Origin of the sequence: Azonexus sp. (assembly GCF_047638095.1) — a bacterium.
Lineage (GTDB): Bacteria > Pseudomonadota > Gammaproteobacteria > Burkholderiales > Rhodocyclaceae > Azonexus.
Window position 1 is genome coordinate 28,308 of record NZ_JBLJBW010000021.1, and the last position, 16,889, is coordinate 45,196.

Annotated in this window: 15 protein-coding genes; 13 read left to right on the forward strand and 2 right to left on the reverse strand. The window is 58.8% G+C overall.

Features of this window, described 5'->3' with window-relative positions; translation table 11 throughout:
- Positions 1-11 precede the first annotated feature (11 nt).
- Positions 12-1,373: a UDP-N-acetylmuramate:L-alanyl-gamma-D-glutamyl-meso-diaminopimelate ligase gene (mpl, locus tag ACM62Q_RS07350; RefSeq protein ID WP_415035093.1), complete on the forward strand. Its 1,362-nt coding sequence runs from the start codon at positions 12-14 to the stop codon at positions 1,371-1,373.
- A 171-nt stretch (positions 1,374-1,544) separates the two neighbouring features.
- Here the strand turns inward: mpl and ACM62Q_RS07355 are convergent, their stop codons facing one another.
- Positions 1,545-2,084, reverse strand: a complete 540-nt coding sequence (locus ACM62Q_RS07355; protein WP_415035095.1) for an NUDIX hydrolase — start codon at positions 2,082-2,084, stop codon at positions 1,545-1,547.
- Between the two features lie 178 nt (positions 2,085-2,262).
- Between ACM62Q_RS07355 and motA the strand changes: the two genes are divergently transcribed.
- From motA to ACM62Q_RS07415, 12 genes are all read left to right on the forward strand, one after another.
- Entirely contained in the window at positions 2,263-3,120 is an 858-nt protein-coding gene (gene motA, locus ACM62Q_RS07360; RefSeq protein ID WP_415035097.1) for a flagellar motor stator protein MotA, read from the forward strand.
- Positions 3,121-3,141: 21 nt separating this feature from the next.
- Positions 3,142-4,071 carry a flagellar motor protein MotB gene (gene motB, locus ACM62Q_RS07365; RefSeq protein ID WP_415035099.1) on the forward strand — a complete coding sequence of 310 codons (930 nt, stop codon included), beginning with the start codon at positions 3,142-3,144 and terminating at the stop codon, positions 4,069-4,071.
- 91 nt (positions 4,072-4,162) lie between these two features.
- Positions 4,163-4,528 (forward strand): response regulator, encoded by a 366-nt coding sequence (locus ACM62Q_RS07370; protein ID WP_415035101.1) that lies wholly within the window; start codon positions 4,163-4,165, stop codon positions 4,526-4,528.
- A gap of 78 nt (positions 4,529-4,606) precedes the next feature.
- Positions 4,607-6,757 (forward strand): chemotaxis protein CheW, encoded by a 2,151-nt coding sequence (locus tag ACM62Q_RS07375; RefSeq protein ID WP_415035103.1) that lies wholly within the window; start codon positions 4,607-4,609, stop codon positions 6,755-6,757.
- A 10-nt stretch (positions 6,758-6,767) separates the two neighbouring features.
- On the forward strand, positions 6,768-7,280 hold the full coding sequence (locus ACM62Q_RS07380) for a chemotaxis protein CheW (protein WP_415035105.1): 513 nt from the start codon (positions 6,768-6,770) through the stop codon (positions 7,278-7,280).
- Between the two features lies 1 nt (position 7,281).
- A complete protein-coding gene (locus ACM62Q_RS07385) occupies positions 7,282-9,675 on the forward strand; it encodes a methyl-accepting chemotaxis protein (protein ID WP_415035107.1) in 2,394 nt (797 codons plus the stop codon).
- A gap of 34 nt (positions 9,676-9,709) precedes the next feature.
- Positions 9,710-12,535: a methyl-accepting chemotaxis protein gene (locus ACM62Q_RS07390; protein WP_415035109.1), complete on the forward strand. Its 2,826-nt coding sequence runs from the start codon at positions 9,710-9,712 to the stop codon at positions 12,533-12,535.
- Positions 12,536-13,537, forward strand: a complete 1,002-nt coding sequence (locus ACM62Q_RS07395; RefSeq protein WP_415035111.1) for a CheR family methyltransferase — start codon at positions 12,536-12,538, stop codon at positions 13,535-13,537.
- Positions 13,512-14,123 (forward strand): chemoreceptor glutamine deamidase CheD, encoded by a 612-nt coding sequence (cheD, locus tag ACM62Q_RS07400; protein WP_415035113.1) that lies wholly within the window; start codon positions 13,512-13,514, stop codon positions 14,121-14,123. The genes ACM62Q_RS07395 and cheD overlap by 26 nt, the downstream gene beginning before the upstream one ends.
- Positions 14,124-14,142: 19 nt before the next feature.
- Positions 14,143-15,195 carry a protein-glutamate methylesterase/protein-glutamine glutaminase gene (locus ACM62Q_RS07405; RefSeq protein ID WP_415035115.1) on the forward strand — a complete coding sequence of 351 codons (1,053 nt, stop codon included), beginning with the start codon at positions 14,143-14,145 and terminating at the stop codon, positions 15,193-15,195.
- A gap of 36 nt (positions 15,196-15,231) precedes the next feature.
- Positions 15,232-15,567, forward strand: a complete 336-nt coding sequence (locus ACM62Q_RS07410) for an STAS domain-containing protein (protein WP_415035117.1) — start codon at positions 15,232-15,234, stop codon at positions 15,565-15,567.
- A 117-nt stretch (positions 15,568-15,684) separates the two neighbouring features.
- A complete protein-coding gene (locus tag ACM62Q_RS07415) occupies positions 15,685-16,707 on the forward strand; it encodes a chemotaxis protein (RefSeq protein ID WP_415035119.1) in 1,023 nt (340 codons plus the stop codon).
- On the opposite strand, the gene ACM62Q_RS07420 is transcribed toward ACM62Q_RS07415, so the two are convergent.
- On the reverse strand, positions 16,686-16,889 hold a 204-nt coding region (locus tag ACM62Q_RS07420), incomplete at its 5' end, for an IS3 family transposase (protein ID WP_415035121.1). The two genes, ACM62Q_RS07415 and ACM62Q_RS07420, sit on opposite strands and share 22 nt — an antisense overlap.

Consider the following 16,889-nt stretch of genomic DNA (forward strand, 5'->3'; position numbering starts at 1 on the left):
TAGCCAGCGTCATGCACATTCATATCCTCGGCATTTGCGGCACCTTCATGGGGGGGCTGGCCCAGCTTGCGGTCGCCGCAGGGCATCGCGTCAGCGGTTGCGACGCCAGCGTCTATCCGCCGATGAGCGAACAGCTGCAGCAGGCGGGCATTACGCTGACGCAAGGCTACGATGCCGGGCAAACCGCAGTGCAGCCCGATGTGTTCGTGGTCGGCAATGCCATTTCGCGCGGCAATCCCTTGCTGGAAGCGATTCTCGACCAGGGCTTGCCCTATGTTTCAGGGCCGCAGTGGCTGGCAGAAAATGTGCTGCGCGGGCGCTGGGTGCTGGGGGTGGCCGGCACGCACGGCAAGACCACCACCAGCGCCATGCTCGCTTGGATACTCGAAGACGCCGGCATGGCACCCGGTTTTCTCATCGGCGGCGTGCCGAAAAACTTTGGCGTCTCGGCGCGTCTGGGTGCGACACCCTTTTTCGTCATCGAAGCCGACGAGTATGACACAGCGTTTTGCGACAAGCGTTCCAAATTCATCCACTATCAGCCGCGCACCCTGGTGCTGAACAATCTGGAATTCGACCACGCCGATATTTTTGCCGATCTGGCGGCGATCGAAACGCAGTTTCATCATCTGGTGCGCACCTTGCCGGGCAGTGGTTTGATCGTCAGTAACGGCAGTGAACACGCGCTGGAGCGGGTATTGGCCCGCGCCTGCTGGACGCCGGTGATGCGCTTCAACCATGCAGACGGCTACCGGGTGAGCGGTGACGATGCCAGCGGTGAGCTGATCCTGCACGGCCCCGAGGGTGAGATTGGACGTTGTCAGTGGGCGCTCACTGGCGAACACAATCGCGCCAATGCTTGTGCGGCATTGTTGGCGGCGCGCCATGTCGGCGTTTCCTTCGCGCACGGTCTGGCGGCGCTGGCGCGCTTCGAGAACGTCAAGCGGCGCCTGGAAACCCGGGGCGAAGCGCGCGGCGTCACGGTGTACGACGATTTCGCCCACCATCCGACCGCCATCGCCACGACGCTCGCCGGGCTGCGGCGCAAAGTCGGCAGGGCGCGCATCCTCGCCGTGTTCGAACCGCGCTCCAACACCATGAAACTGGGCACGATGAAGGCGCAACTGCCGAGCAGCCTGGCCGAGGCCGATCTGGCCTTCTGCTACAGCGGCGGCCTCGACTGGGACGCCGCCAGCGTGCTCGCCCCCCTCGGCGAACGCTCGCAGGTGCACGCCGATCTGGGCGAAATGGTCGCCGCAATCGCCGCCCAGGCCCGCCCCGGTGACCATGTGCTGGTGATGAGCAACGGCGGCTTTGGCGGCATTCACGAGAAACTGCTGGCGGCGCTGTCTGCTGCTGCCCGGCCCAATTAAACCAGAAAGAAACTCGGAAAAAATCGCGATGAACCTACTCTCCGTCATCCTCTGTGGAGGCTCCGGCAGCCGCTTGTGGCCTCGCGTGTCGCACCGTTTGTAGCCTTTGCGCGAGCAGTATCCGAGTAGCTGCTTGCCCTGGTCGGCGAGAATTCCTTGTCGCAGGAAATTTCAGCCTGTCAAAGGCGGTAATTCGTGTTCGTGAAAGCCAAAGCGACCTTGCGGTTTGTCGCGTAAGTAGGCTTCCAGGCAGTAGCGCACGCTGCGAAACGATAAATCGTCCCAGGGAATGGTGTCGGGGTGAAAAAGTGCGACTTCCAGGCTTTCTTCGCCGGCGGCGTAGTCCGGCGTTGTCAGTTGCCCACGGTAGAAAAAATGGATCTGGTTGATGTGGGCGATGCTGACCATGGCAAAAGGCGCGTCGATGCGCACGAGCGCGCCGGCTTCTTCCTGTGTTTCGCGCCGCGCGGCAGCGGCGGCACTTTCGCCGTTTTCCATGAAACCGGCAGGCAGGGTCCAGTAGCCCAGGCGCGGCGCTATGGCGCGGCGGCAGAGCAGGATGCGTCCTTCCCATTCGGCGACACAGCCCACCACCATGCGCGGGTTTTCATAATGAATATGCCCGCAGCGGGGGCAGACCAGGCGCGGTAGGTTGTCGCCGGGCGGAATCAGGTGCTGACCGGCAGCACCGCATGCGATACAAAACGACATGGCAGGCAAAAAGGAAAGAGGGTGGCTCGAACAGGTCTGGGCGAAAGTCTAACATTCGACGCCCAAGGGCTCGTTTTTATGCAAGTTTTTTGCGTGTTTTCTAATGCCTGTGGCTACAATAGCGGCGAACAAAACAAGTTGTCCGAGCCGCGATTGTCGGCTTTCTGAGAGGTTTTGCATGTTTTTGATCGTTGGCTACATCATCATTCTGGCGGCGTCTTTGGGGACCTACTCGGTGCACGGCAGCCTGCTCGCGCTGTGGGTGCCTATGGAGTACCTGGCGATCGTCGGCCTGACCATTGGGGGTTTCGTTGCCGGCAACAACATCAAGGTAATCAAGTCGACGGTAGCGGCCATTCCCGGCGTACTGAAGAACTCGCCTTACAACAAGGCCTACTACATCGATACGCTGGCCCTGCTGTTCGAGATTCTCAGCAAGGTGCGCAAAGAAGGCTTGATGTCGATTGAAAACGATGTCGAAAACCCGGATGCCAGCCCGATTTTTACCAAATATCCCAATATCGCCGCCGACCACCATGTGCTCGAATTCATGACCGATTATCTGCGCATGATGGTGGGCGGTAACTTGAACACGGTGGAAATCGAGAGCTTGATGGACGTGGAGTTGGAAACCCATCACCACGAAGCGGCTGAACCCGCGCACGTCATGGCCAAGGTGGGGGATGCAACGCCTGCCTTCGGTATCGTGGTGGCGGTGATGGGGGTGGTGAACGTGATGGGTTCGGTGGGTGAGCCGCCGGCCGTGTTGGGTAAGATGATCGGTGGCGCGCTGGTCGGAACCTTCCTCGGGATTCTCGTTTCCTATGGCTTCGTTTCGCCGCTGGCCGGGGTGATGGCGCAGCGTGCCGAAGAATCCGGGACGATTTTCAAAACCATAAAAATGGTGTTGCTTGCCTCCATGTCGGGCTATGCGCCGCAGGTGGCGATCGAATTTGGGCGCAAAACCCTGGGCGCACATGATCGGCCGACCTTTAGCGAGCTCGAAGAAGAGCTCAAGGCACGCAAGGGCAAATAAGCTTCTTTTCATCGAAACACCATGGCAGACGATACCCGCCCGATAGTTATCAAACGCAAGAAAGTCGTCGCTGGCGGCGCGCACGGCGGGGCCTGGAAAATTGCCTATGCCGACTTCGTGACAGCGATGATGGCTTTTTTCCTCTTGATGTGGCTGTTAGGCTCTACATCCAAGGGCGATTTGCAGGGCATCGCCGATTACTTTCAAAACCCGATGAAAGTGGCCATGCAAGGCGGCGAAGGGACTGGCGATGCGACCAGTATCCTGAAAGGCGGCGGTCAGGATTTGACGCGCCAGGCCGGGCAGGTAAAAAAGGGCGAGGTCGAAGCCAAGCGCACCACCTTTTCCAAGGAAGCGCAGCTGGAATTCCAGCGCCAGGAACGCGAGCGCCTGGAAAAGCTGAAATCCGACATCGAAAAAATGATCGAACAGACGCCGCAGCTGCTGCAATTCAAAAAACAGCTTTTGCTCGACATTACCTCGGAAGGCTTGCGCATTCAAATCGTTGATGAGCAAAACCGCCCCATGTTCGATTTGGGTGGCGACCAGGTTAAACCCTACGCGCGCGACTTGTTGCGGCAAATCGGCAAATTGCTCAATGGCGTATCGAATCGTGTCAGCTTGGCCGGTCATACCGATGCCGCGCCCTTTAGTGGCGGTATTCAGGGGTTTTCCAACTGGGAGCTTTCCACCAACCGCGCCAATGCCTCGCGCCGGGAACTGGTGGCGGGCAGCCTGGAGGCGCACAAGGTGATTCGGGTCGTGGGTCTGGGCTCGACCGTATTGTTCGACAAGAATGATCCGTTGAATCCGGTCAATCGGCGGATTAGCATCGTGGTGCTCAATCAGCGCACGGAGCGTGCCATCCTCAATGAAGAAGGCCCGGCGAGCGATGCCGGTGAGGATGAGGTGCCCTATGTGCCTGGACTGCCGGCGCCGGAAATCCGTTAATTTTTGTGGATTTTCGTAGAAATGCAGGTCTGCCCACGGTTTTCACGCATAATGCGTGGTTTGCCCCAATTAGCACGAAGGAAAGGAAATAATGGCCAAAGTCATACTTGCGGTCGATGATTCGGCCTCTATCCGTCAGATGGTGTCATTTACCCTGAAAACTGCCGGGTATGAAGTGATCGATGCAACAGACGGGCAGGATGGCCTGGACAAGGCCAGTGCGCAGGCATTCGACTTGATTCTTACCGATCAAAACATGCCACGCATGGATGGCCTGAGTTTGATCAAAACCTTGCGCGCTATGCCGCAGTACGCAAAAACGCCGATTTTGATGCTGACCACGGAATCTTCGGACCAGATGAAATCACAGGGGCGTGCCGCCGGGGCGACTGGCTGGCTGGTAAAACCGTTCGATCCGCAGCGTCTGATCGACGTCGTACGCAAGGTCATCGGCTAAATAACTCAGCAGAGAGCGGGCAGCAGAACCCGCATGAGCCGTATTAAATAACACGCAGTGGTGCCTAAGGGAGCGGGCATGGCCATCGACATGAGTCAGTTTTTCCAGATCTTTTTCGAGGAATCGGAAGAGCATCTGGCGACCATGGAATCCTTGTTGCTGGCGCTCGATGTGGCGCAACCGGACAGCGAGCAGCTCAACGCCATTTTTCGCGCCGCCCATTCGATCAAAGGCAGCGCCGGCACCTTTGGTTTTACTGATCTGGCAGAGGTTACGCACGTTCTGGAGAACGTGCTCGATCGTATCCGCAAGGGCCAGCTTGCCTTGCGCACGGATATGGTCGACGTGTTTCTTAAGGCGGGTGACGTTTTGCGCGGCATGTTGGCGGCGCATCAAGGGCAGGGGAGCAGCGATCCCGATGCGGTGGCGGCTTTATGCGCCAGTCTTGCGCAATTAGAACAAGGGCCGAGTGCTGCACCGGCAAGCCCTGTTGCGCCAGAGGCGCTTACGCAGCCCACGCCGGCGCAAAAAACCTATAGTCTCAAATTTGTGCCGACGCAACACGCGGCGAGCAGCGGGGCGATTACACAGCTGATTGCCGAGTGGCGCGCAGAGGCGACGGTCGAGGTGCTGCATCAGCCGTCCGGAAGTGCCGATGACCTGGCCTGGGAACTGCGCATCACCACCGCGCAGGCGCAAAACAGTTTGGTCGATGTGCTTGATTTCGTTGCCGAAAGCGGTAGCTGGCAATTAAAGGAAGAGGGGCGGGAAGTAACGCAAGAAGCGCAAGAAGCGCCCGTGGCCGAGTATGGATTTTTCGTCGACTTGCCTGATCCGCCCGTAGCAGACGCCCCAGGCGCTGCGGAAGCACAAGAGGACGAGGGCTTTGGTTTTTTCGCACCTCTTGCGGAGCCCTCTTCGGGGGCCGCTGCGCCCGCTGCACCCGTTGCAACGGCATCCCCCAATCCGCCCGCCAAAGCCCCGGAAAAAGCCGCCGAACCCGTAGCGGCGCGGCGGGTAAAAGCCAATGGCAACAGCGATTCCTCGATCCGGGTGAGCGTAGAAAAGGTCGATCAGCTCATCAACCTGGTGGGTGAGCTGGTCATTACGCAGGCGATTTTGCAGCAATCCTCCTTGCAGCTTGCTGAAAATCTGCCTGAGAACATGCAAAACGGGCTGACCCAGCTGGAGTCCAATACGCGCGATTTGCAAGAGGCGGTGATGTCGATCCGCATGTTGCCGATTTCGGCGGTGTTTTCGCGTTTTCCGCGGGTGGTGCGCGATGTATCGGGCAAGCTGGGCAAACAGGTCGAACTCAAAACCACGGGCGAGGCGACGGAACTGGACAAGGGTTTGATCGAGCAAATTGCCGATCCGCTGACGCACTTGATCCGCAACAGCCTCGATCATGGCATCGAAATGCCAGAGGCCCGTCTTGCCGCCGGAAAACCGGCGCAAGGCACGATTTCGCTGCGCGCCTTTCATCAAGGCGGCAGCATCGTCATCGAGGTGGAAGACGACGGTGCCGGTCTGCCGCGCGAGAAAATCCTCAAAAAAGCCCGCGAACGTGGTTTGCCGGTGTCGGATGCGATGAGCGACAACGAGGTGTACCACCTCATTTTTGAGCCGGGTTTTTCTACCGCCGACGTGGTCAGCGATGTTTCCGGGCGTGGCGTCGGTATGGATGTGGTGCGCCGCAACATCCAAGGGCTGGGCGGGCGGGTCGATATCGATTCGCAGCCGGGGGCGGGAACCCGTATGACGGTGCGCCTGCCGCTCACCCTCGCCATTCTTGATGGTATGTCAGTGGCCGTGGGCGACCAGCTCTATATTTTGCCGCTGGCCTGCGTGCTGGAGTCTTTGCAAGCCGCGCCGGATGCGATCCGCACCATGGGTAATCAGGCGCAGTTGGTGCAGGTGCGCGGGGAGTACCTGCCGGTGGTGGCATTGCACGAAATGTTTGGTTTGCAATCGGCCTGGCAAACGTTTTCACAGGGCATCATGGTCGTGCTCGATGCCGACGGCGTGCGCGTGGCCCTTTTTGTCGATGCTCTGGTGGGGCAGCACCAGGTGGTGATCAAGAGTCTGGAAGCCAATTATCGCAAGGTCAGCGGGGTGGCCGGGGCGACCATCATGGGCGACGGGCGCGTGGCCCTGATTCTCGATGTGACGGCGATTGCCGGCATGGCGCGTCAGGAAATCAAGAAAAGCCGGATGGGCGGCGGATGAGGAGTGCATCATGAATCGTGTGCAGCAGCGTGAAGCCGAGGCCGCTCGGCCAGATTTGCGCGAGTATCTGACCTTCACTTTGGGGGACGAGGAATACGCCATCGATATCCTCAAGGTGCAGGAAATTCGTGGCTACGACCAGCCGACCCTGATCGCCAACACGCCGGCCTTCATCAAAGGCGTCATCAATTTGCGCGGCATCATCGTGCCCATCGTTGATTTGCGCCTGAAACTGAATTTGCCGCAGGTCGAATACACGCCATTTACCGTGGTGATCATTCTCAATGTTGCCGGGCGTGTGGTGGGGGCCGTGGTCGATAGCGTTTCCGACGTCCTCAGCCTGACCCCCGACGAAGTGCGTGCCGCGCCCGAGTTTTCGGGGGCTTTCGATACCCGTTACATCGTGGGTTTGGCGACGGTGGATACGCGCATGCTGATCATTACCGATATCGAGCGCCTGATGCGCAGCAGCGAAATGGCCTTGCTCGACGAAGCCGCTGAATACGAAGAAGAGGATGCGTGAAATGTTCAATGTCCGTCATTTCAAAATTGGTAGCCGCCTGATTTCTACGACCATCGGTGCCTTGGGGCTGATGATTGCCTTTGTCGTTATCGCGTTGATCGGTCTGAATAAGGTGGGTGAAAAGGCGCAGCTGATTGCCGTCGAAAATGCCGCGACTTTCGACGTCATCCGCGACATGCGCGATGCCGTGGAAGATGCCGGCATGCACGCGCGCAACACCTTGCTCTATGAAGAAATCGAGCGCCAGCGCGCGGAAGAAAAACAGATAGGCGCGGCCCTGGCGCGTTACCGGCAAAGCGAGCAACAAATTCTGGCCAAGCCGCACAATGTGGCAATGCGCGATGCCCTGGGGGAACTGCCGACAGTGCAAACGCGCGCCGAGCGGGCTTTGCAGCGCCTGACCATGCTGGTTGCGGCAGGCAGCCGTCCGGCGATTGAAACGCATTTTGAAAGCTATCTCGAACCGGGCCTAGAAGAATGGCAAAAGCGCCTGGACAGCTTGCTGCAACTGCAGCGCCAATCCAATGAGCAAGCTTTGGCGGAAATCGCGGCCATTCGTGAGGAAGCGCGTTTGGTTTTGTTCGGGCTGATCATTTTTGCTGTATTGGTGATGATTCCCTCCGGCATCTGGGTGACGCGCGGCATTACCCGCCCCCTGGATGAAGCGGTGACGGTGGCCGGGGCCGTGGCGGGCGGCAAGTTCGATAACCCGATCAACACCACGGGACGCGATGAACCGGCCTATTTGTTGCAGTCCTTGGCGCGTATGCAAGACGATCTGGCCGAGCGCACGGCGAGTGAGCGGCGGGTGGCGGCAGAGGTTTTACGCATCAAGGTGGCGCTCGATGTCGGCTCGAATTGCGTGACGCTGGTCGATGCTGCCGGGCGGGTGGTGTATGTCAATGCCGCAATGCTCGACATGCTGCGCTTGGCGGAGGGGGATGTGCGCCAGGTCGTGCCAACGTTTCAGGCGCAAGCCGTGCAAGGCGGCAATTTTTCCGTGGGGAGTCTGCACGCGACCCTTTCCGTAGAGCATTTGGCGCAGATCAGTGCGCCCGTCTCTAGTGAAATTGAAATCGGCCGCCGGGTGTTTGCCCTGGTCCTGACGCCAGTGATCGATGCCAACGGCCAGCGCCTGAATACGGTGATCGAGTGGTTGGACCGTACCGGCGAAATCGCCATCGAGCGTGAGGTCGCTGAAATCGTCGAGGCCGCGGCAAACGGTAATTTTGCGCTGCGTATCGAGCAGACGGATAAACGCGGCTTCTTTTTGCAGCTATCCACGGCAATTAACCGCATGCTGGAAACCAATAGCCAGGCGCTGCAGGCGGTGGGGCAGATGCTGGCGCGCCTGGCCGAGGGCGATTTGACGGAAAAAATCGAGACGGTCTACCAAGGCGATCTGGAGCAGGTGCGTAAGGATGCCAACGGCACCATCGATCAGCTACGCGAAATTGCCATTTCGATCAAAGAGGCGAGCGACACAATCAACACGGCGGCTCTGGAAATTGCTCAGGGCAACCAGGATTTGTCGGCGCGCACCGAGCATCAAGCCTCTAGCCTGGAAGAAACCGCCTCCAGCATGGAAGAGCTGACCAGCACCGTGCAGCAAAATGCCAACACCGCGCAGCGCGCACACGGCCTGGCGGAAGATGCGCGGCGCGTGGCCGAAGCCGGTGGCACCGTGGTCCGCCAGGTGGTGGCAACAATGAGCGGCATCCAGCAGGCGAGTAACCGTATTGCGGACATCATCGGTGTGATCGACGGCATCGCCTTTCAGACCAATATTCTCGCCTTGAATGCGGCGGTGGAAGCCGCGCGCGCCGGTGAGCAAGGGCGCGGTTTTGCCGTGGTGGCCAGTGAAGTGCGTAATCTTGCCCAGCGCAGCGCCGCTGCCGCCAAGGAGATCAAGGCGCTGATCGGTGATTCGGTGAGCAAGGTGGCGGCCGGCAACAAACTGGTCGAGCAGGCCGGCAGCACCATGGAAAACGTGGTCAGCAGCGTGCAAACCTTGGCGCAACTGATGGCCGATATCTCGCACGCCAGCCGCGAACAAACAGGCGGCATCGAGCAGGTCGGGCAGGCGATTACGCAGATGGACGAAGTCACGCAACAAAATGCGGCGCTCGTCGAAGAGGCCGCGGCAGCGGCCGAAAGCTTGCAGGAACAGGCCGAATCGCTGGTTACCCTGGTTTCGGTGTTCCGTCTGGGCGCAGAGGTGCGCGCTTTGCCCAGCGAAGCCTATGCGCATTTGCCGGCAGCGCCGGCGCTACACCAGGCACCACCTGCACCACGCCAGTCGCTTTCCTTGCCGCCGTGGCCGGCATCGCGTGCATTACCCCCTGCCCTAGCCAGTGTGCCGTCGGACAGCGACGATGACTGGACTGAGTTTTGATTTGTCGGAAATTGCCAGAAACGAGGACGTTCGCATGCGTAATAATCAACCGGTAAACGACCACGAGGTTTTGCTGAGCAAAGAGCACTTGATCGTTTCAAAAACCGATCTCAAAGGCATCATTACTTTCGTCAACCGCGATTTCGTGCAGATCAGCGGTTACAGCGAAGCCGAGTTGCTGGGCCAGCCGCATAACCTGATTCGCCACCCGGACATGCCGAGCGAAACCTTTGCTGATTTGTGGCGGGATTTGCAGGCGCGCCGCCCCTGGGTGGGCTTGGTCAAAAACCGTTGCAAAGATGGCGGCTTTTACTGGGTTCGCACGGCGGTAACCCCGTTGTATGAAGATGGCAAGATGAGTGGTTACATGTCGGTGCGCCGTCAGGCGGAACGCGCCGAGATTGTTGCTGCGGAAGCCGCTTATCACAAGATACGCGAAGGCCAGGCGGGCGGCCTGCATATTCGTCACGGCAGTGTGTGCGAAGGCGGCGCAGGGTGGTTTTCCGGCTGGTCTTTACGGCAAAAAATCCGTAGCGGTTTTGCCGTTTTGCTGCTGGGCATGGTTTTGGTGGCCGCTTTAGGCTTGTGGGGGATTTTGCAGGTGCATGGCAGCGCCATTGCGATCAATGAAAACAGCGTCAAACCGGCACAATCCCTGGCGCTCATCAGCCGTTTGATGGAAGAAAACCGCAGCCAGATTCTACTTTCCTTGCAGCATGACCCGGCCGGGGCCTACCACGCGGAGCATGACCATGGTCTTGATCACCATTTGCGGCGGATCGAGGGCAATGTCGCAGAAATTTCCCGTCAGTGGGAACAGTTTTCCGGGCGCATCGACACGGACGCAGAGCGGGAATTGGCTGATCGTTACGTCGAAGCGCGGATGAACTACCTCAATAACGGGCTGTTGCCGGCGAAAAAGGCGCTGGCCGATGGGCAATTCGATCTGGCCAACCAGATTTTGCTGCAGCAGATCAATCCCGCCCATCAGGCCACGGCAAGCCGGATCGATGCCTTGCTGCGGGCGCAGGTCGAAACGGCGCAAACCCTGGTCGATCAAGGCGAGTCGGTGTATCGCGACAATTTCCTCTGGGGTCTGGCCCTGCTTGCCCTGGGGCTGGCGCTGGGGGCATGGATTGCGGCCGCCATCATGGCGGCGCTGGGGCGCTCGATCAGCGAAATTCAGGCGGTTTTCCGAGCGCTGGCGCGCGGCGACAGCAGCTATATTCCCGATGTTTCGCGCGATGACGAAATGGGCAAAGTGCTGCAGGGTTTGCAGTCCATGCAGATGCACATGAGCTTTAATCTGGCGCAGATTCAGGCCGTGGCCAACGACAATATGCGGGTGCGCATGGCCTTTGACTGCGTCAATGCCAATTTGCGTATCGCGGATATGGACGGCACGGTGCTGTACGCCAACCAGGGCCTGCTGGAGATGCTGCGCCGTATTGAACCGACGCTGCGCGAGCAGCAACCGGGCTTTACGATCGATGGTTTCGTGGGCAGCAACATCGGTGTTTTTTACGCCGATCCGCAAGCCGCGCTGCGCAGCCTGCGTGAGCTACAGGGCATGCGTACGGTGGAAATGGAGATCGGCGGGCGTATCTTCAATGTCGTGACCAATCCCATCATCAACGCGCGCGGTGAGCGCCTGGGCTCGGTCGGTGAGTGGGTGGATCGTACCGCCGAAATTCTCGCCCAGCGGGAAATGGCCAAGCTGATTCAACGCGCTGCCGCCGGCGATTTCGATGCGCGCCTGGAAACCTCGGTGATGGAAGGTTTCTATGCCGAATTGGGGGATGGCATCAATACCCTCTTCGAAACAACGGCTGCGGCCGTCGGCAAAATTGCCGAATTGCTTTCGCAGATCGCCTCTGGCGACCTGCTGCACACCGTGGACGGCGATTTCCAAGGCCTGTTCGGGCGTTTGCAAAACGATGCCAATCAAACGGTGGCACGCTTGCGCGAACTGGTGGGTGAAATTCAGGGGGCGGCAGAAATGATTACCGTCGCCTCCAAGGAAATTGCGCTCGGTAATCAGGATTTGTCGGCGCGCACCGAGGAGCAGGCCAGCAGCTTGGAAGAAACGGCTTCCAGCATGGAAGAGCTTGCCGCAACGGTCAAACAAAATGCCGAAAACGCCCGTCAAGCCAGTGTCCTGGGCGGTACGGCGCAAACCGTGGTGGAGACGGGCGGCGCGGTGGTGGGCAAGGTGGTGGAAACCATGGCCTCGATCCAGCAGGCGAGCACACGCATTGCTGACATCATCGGGGTGATCGATGGCATTGCTTTTCAAACCAATATTCTGGCGCTCAATGCGGCGGTGGAAGCGGCGCGTGCCGGTGAGCAAGGTCGTGGTTTTGCCGTGGTGGCCAGCGAAGTGCGCAATCTGGCGCAGCGTAGCGCCGCCGCGGCAAAAGAGATCAAGGCGCTGATTTCTGACTCGGTGGAACGTGTCGATGCGGGCAGCCGGCTGGTCGATCAGGCCGGTAGCGCCATGGGTGAAATCATGGACAGCATTGGACGCGTGGCGCACATCGTCAATGATATTGCCCGTGCCAGCCGTGAGCAGAGCATGGGGATCGAGCAGGTCAGCGCGGCAGTGGTGCAGATGGACCGGGCAACGCAGCAAAACGCGGCGCTCGTCGAACAGGCGGCGGCGGCGGCCGAAAGCCTGGAAGAGCAAGCGGTTTCCATGCACAATGCGGCGGCGGTGTTCCGCTTGCCGCAACGAGCGCCCGCCGCGCGAGCAAGCAGCAAGCGGCAGCCACGTTTGGCGAAGGGGCAGAAACAGCCCGCGCTGGCGCAGAAAAAACTCGCCTTGCCGGCGCGTTTGGATGATGAATGGGAGGAGTTTTAAGTGGCATTAGACCCAAAGTTTTCTTTTCCCAAACGCCCCGCCCCCGAAACGGCCCGCCCTTCGGCGCTGGCGCGGCCTCGCCCGGCGGCCGCTTTGGCGGGTACGTCGGCCGCGGCTGGAGATTTGAGCGCCCTGCTCGCCAGTCGGGAAAGCGGGACGCGGGAGTTTGCGTTTTCCGGGGCGGATTTCGAGCGGGTGCGCAAATTGATTCACCAATACGCCGGCATTTCCCTCTCGCCGGTTAAAAAAGACATGGTGTATTCGCGCCTGGCCCGCCGCTTGCGGGCGCTGGGAAAAAGTAGTTTCAACGATTATCTCGACATACTGACCCCGGGGAAGGGCGATGAATGGGAAAAGTTCGTCAATTCCCTGACCACCAATCTCACCTCCTTTTTTCGCGAACCGCATCATTTCCCCATTCTTGCCGAGCATTTGCGCAAAATCAGCGGCCGCCCCATCAAGATCTGGTGTTCGGCAGCCTCTACCGGCGAGGAACCCTATTCGATTGCCATGACGGTGATCGAAACCCTGGGCGCAGAAGTCAATAACGTCAGCATCATTGCCTCTGATCTCGACACCAATGTGCTGGCGACTGCGCGTAAAGGCGTGTACGGTATGGAACGCCTGGAGCGCTTGTCGGCGGAACGTTTGCGCCGCTTTTTTCTGCGCGGTACGGGCTCGCAGGAAGGCTTTGCGGCGGTGCGCCCGGAAGTGAAGCGGCTGGTCGAGTTTCGTCAAATCAACCTGCTCGACAACAGCTACGCCGTGCCCAGCCCGGTAGACGTGATGTTTTGTCGTAACGTCATGATTTATTTTGACAAACCCACCCAGTACAAGATTCTTTCCCGCTTTGCGCCAATGCTGCAACCCGACGGCCTGCTGTTCGCCGGGCATTCGGAAAGCTTCCTGCATGCGGCAAATCTTTTCCGCTCGCAGGGCAAGACGGTGTATGTGCTGGCGGATAACGCTGAAAAGGATGCTGGTGCAACACGCATTCGATGAGCATCTGGCGGCAAACCGCTATTTCGACCGGCATTTTGGCGCAGAAGCGGCCAAAATTTTGCCGGGGGAATATTACGTTTCAGATGCCGGCATGTTGCTCGTCACCGTCCTGGGTTCTTGCGTGGCGGCCTGCGTGCGCGACACCGAAGCCGGCATCGGCGGCATGAACCATTTCATGTTGCCCGACGATGGTGGGCGCGAAACAGTGGCGGCCTCGGCGCGCTACGGTTCGTTTGCCATGGAGGTTTTGATCAACCACCTGCTTAAGATGGGAGCCCGGCGCAGCCGTCTGGAAGCCAAGGTGTTCGGCGGTGGTGCGGTCATGGCCAGTTTGACGAGCAGCCACGTCGGCCAGCGCAACGCGGAATTCGTGTTGAAGTACCTGAAGACAGAAAAAATTCCCGTCGTTGCCAAAGACCTGCTCGATTCTTACCCGCGCAAGGTGTACTACTTTCCGCAAAGCGGGCGGGTCTTGGTTAAAAAGCTACATCGCGTGCACAACGAAACCTTGTTCAGCCGCGAAAGCGACTACAAGGCGCGTCTGTCGCAAGCGCCGGTGGCGGGCGATGTCGAACTGTTTATTTGATTGAGAGCGACCTGAATCTATGGTTTCTACGAAAATCCGCGTGCTGGTGGTCGATGATTCGCCTTTGATGCGCAGCCTGCTGACGACTATGATCAATGGTTTTACCGATCTCGAAGTGGTCGGCGAAGCGCCTGATGCGTCCAGCGCGCGCGAGGCCATCAAAGCGCTTAATCCAGATGTTCTGACACTGGATGTGCACATGCCGGGCATGGATGGTCTGGAGTTTCTCGAACGGCTGATGCGCTTGCGGCCGATGCCGGTGGTGATGGTGTCGTCTTACACGGAAGGTGCCTCGGAAGTGACACTCAAGGCACTGGAGCTGGGGGCCGTAGATTTCATCGGCAAACCGCATCTCGATGCCGCACACACAATGGAATCCTATGCAGAAGACTTGGCTGAAAAAATTCGCGCCAGCCGCGGCGCGCGTATTCGTCCTCGTGCCGCAGCGCTACGCGCGCCCATGGCGGAGCGTGCTGCGATGCCCGTGATGCATGCAACGGCAGCCGGCAAGACGATTTGCGTCGGGGCATCGACCGGCGGCACCGAGGCGCTCAAGGATTTTCTCCTGGCCATGCCCGCCCAATGTCCGCCGATTTTGATCGTGCAGCACATGCCGGAGAGCTTTACGGCTTCGTTTGCCAAACGTCTCGATGGGCTGTGTTTGCCGAAAGTGGTCGAGGCCGGGCATAACGAGCGCATCGAAACCGGGACGGTGTACATCGCGCCAGGGCATTCGCATTTGCGCATCAAACGCACGGGGGGTGGTTTGGTGACGGAATTGTTGCGCAGCGAACCGGTGAATCGGCACCGCCCCTCGGTGGATGTGTTGTTCGATTCAGCCGCCGAAGTGTTGGGACGCCAGGCAATCGCCGTGATTTTGACCGGTATGGGCAAGGACGGCGCGCGCGGCATGTTGCGCATGCGCCAGGCGGGCGCGCGTACTTTTGGGCAGGATGAAGCGAGTTGCGTCGTTTATGGCATGCCGCGCGAAGCCTTCCTCATCGGCGCGGTCGAGGAGCAGGTGGCGTTGGAAGACATCTCCCGGCGGGCGCTGGCGGCAAGCATGGGTTGATTTCTGTTTCTGCTTGCTGAAACTAAGGGTTAAACTGTGTCAGAACTGTCTGAAGTGGGGAATGTGATGCAAATCAGCTTGGCGCGCGAACATACGACAGCGACCGTGTCTTTGAACGGGCGTTTTGATTTCAACACCCTGCCGGATTTTCGCCAGATTTGTGATGCTTTGCCGGGCGAGGCAGAGCTGCAGCGGGTGCAGGTGGATTTTCTCGCGGTTGATTATCTCGACAGTTCCGCTTTGAGTGTGCTGCTCATGTTGCGCGAAAAACTCATGGGCGCGGGCAAGGAGATTGTGCTCACGGGCGTGCATGGCAATGTGCGGCAAGTGTTGGATGTGGCAAATTTCAATCGGCTTTTTTCCATTGTTTGAATAATGTGCCTGTGGGTGATTTGCGAGATACATGGTAATTTTGCCGTCAGTGCTGGATTTGCACGGGTGGTTGGCGGTATTTTGTCGTAAGGCCCGATGCGTGGCGAGGAACAGGAAATGTCAGAACTTTTAAAAAATATCGATGCTCGCACCAAGCTGGCGGGAACCAACAAGCTGGAAATCCTGCTCTTCTTCCTGGGCGAAGATCAGCGTACCGGTCGGCGCGAAACCTACGGCATCAACGTTTTCAAGGTGCGCGAGGTGATGCGCACGCCGCAGATCACCGCAGCGCCGGAAATGCCCGCCTCGGTCGAGGGCATGGTCAGCCTGCGCGGTGCGCTGGTGCCGGTGATCGATCTGGCGAAATACACGGGGATTTCTTCTGATACGCCGCGTGAAATCATGATCGTTACCGAATACAACGGCCATACGCAGGGCTTTTTGGTTGAGGGTGTCGACACCATTTTGCGCCTGGACTGGAGCAAGATGCGGGTGCCGCCGGAAATGCTGATGGCGCAAACCGGCGGGTTAGTTACGGCAGTGACCGAGCTGGAAGATAATCGCCTGGTGATGATGATGGACGTGGAAAAAGTCCTCGCTGAAACCACGAACATCGATAACGAAATTTTGTTCCGCAGCGTGCCGCAGGTCGACCGTCCAGATCTGACCGTGTTTTATTGCGACGATTCCAGCGTGGCGCGCAAGCAGATCGAGCGCACGCTCGAAGCCATGGGTCTGAAAGGTTTGTCTGCCGTCAATGGCCGCAAGATGTGGGAAGAAATGGAAAAGGTCGCGGCCTATGCCAAAACCCAGGGCAGAGAAGTCTCCGAGCTGATCAATCTGGTACTCACCGACATCGAAATGCCGGAAATGGATGGGTACATCCTGACCAAGAAAATCAAATCGGATCCGCGCTTCGCCAATATCCCAGTGATCATGCATTCCTCGCTTTCGGGCATGTCGAATCAAAAACTGGGGCAATCGGTGGGGGTGGATGAATATGTGCCGAAATTTGAGCCACAGCGCCTATCGGAAACCTTGATGCGGCGTCTGGGCGTCGGCGAGGATGCGGCGATGAGTGAGCTTCCCTCGGTTTTTCGTCTGCCAAGGGATGGGTTTCATGCTACCAGTTTTTCCTGATCTTGGCGGCTGATCCAATTCGCCAAGAACTGCACAGGCGATTGGTAGCCGAGGGTTGAGTGCTGCCGTTTTCGGTTGTAAAAAACCTCGATGTACTCAAAGCTAGCGGCTTTCATGTCGGCATGCGTGGCATAGCGCATGCCATGCACCCGCTCGTTCTTGAAGCTGTTGAACCAACTCTC

Bases quoted from the DNA above. Each gene is read 5' to 3' on its own strand.
- mpl (WP_415035093.1), top strand. From the start codon at position 12: ATGCACATTCATATCCTCGGCATTTGCGGCACCTTCATGGGGGGGCTG.
- ACM62Q_RS07355 (WP_415035095.1), bottom strand. From the start codon at position 2,084: ATGTCGTTTTGTATCGCATGCGGTGCTGCCGGTCAGCACCTGATTCCG.
- motA (WP_415035097.1), top strand. From the start codon at position 2,263: ATGTTTTTGATCGTTGGCTACATCATCATTCTGGCGGCGTCTTTGGGG.
- motB (WP_415035099.1), top strand. From the start codon at position 3,142: ATGGCAGACGATACCCGCCCGATAGTTATCAAACGCAAGAAAGTCGTC.
- ACM62Q_RS07370 (WP_415035101.1), top strand. From the start codon at position 4,163: ATGGCCAAAGTCATACTTGCGGTCGATGATTCGGCCTCTATCCGTCAG.
- ACM62Q_RS07375 (WP_415035103.1), top strand. From the start codon at position 4,607: ATGGCCATCGACATGAGTCAGTTTTTCCAGATCTTTTTCGAGGAATCG.
- ACM62Q_RS07380 (WP_415035105.1), top strand. From the start codon at position 6,768: ATGAATCGTGTGCAGCAGCGTGAAGCCGAGGCCGCTCGGCCAGATTTG.
- ACM62Q_RS07385 (WP_415035107.1), top strand. From the start codon at position 7,282: ATGTTCAATGTCCGTCATTTCAAAATTGGTAGCCGCCTGATTTCTACG.
- ACM62Q_RS07390 (WP_415035109.1), top strand. From the start codon at position 9,710: ATGCGTAATAATCAACCGGTAAACGACCACGAGGTTTTGCTGAGCAAA.
- cheD (WP_415035113.1), top strand. From the start codon at position 13,512: ATGCTGGTGCAACACGCATTCGATGAGCATCTGGCGGCAAACCGCTAT.
- ACM62Q_RS07405 (WP_415035115.1), top strand. From the start codon at position 14,143: ATGGTTTCTACGAAAATCCGCGTGCTGGTGGTCGATGATTCGCCTTTG.
- ACM62Q_RS07415 (WP_415035119.1), top strand. From the start codon at position 15,685: ATGTCAGAACTTTTAAAAAATATCGATGCTCGCACCAAGCTGGCGGGA.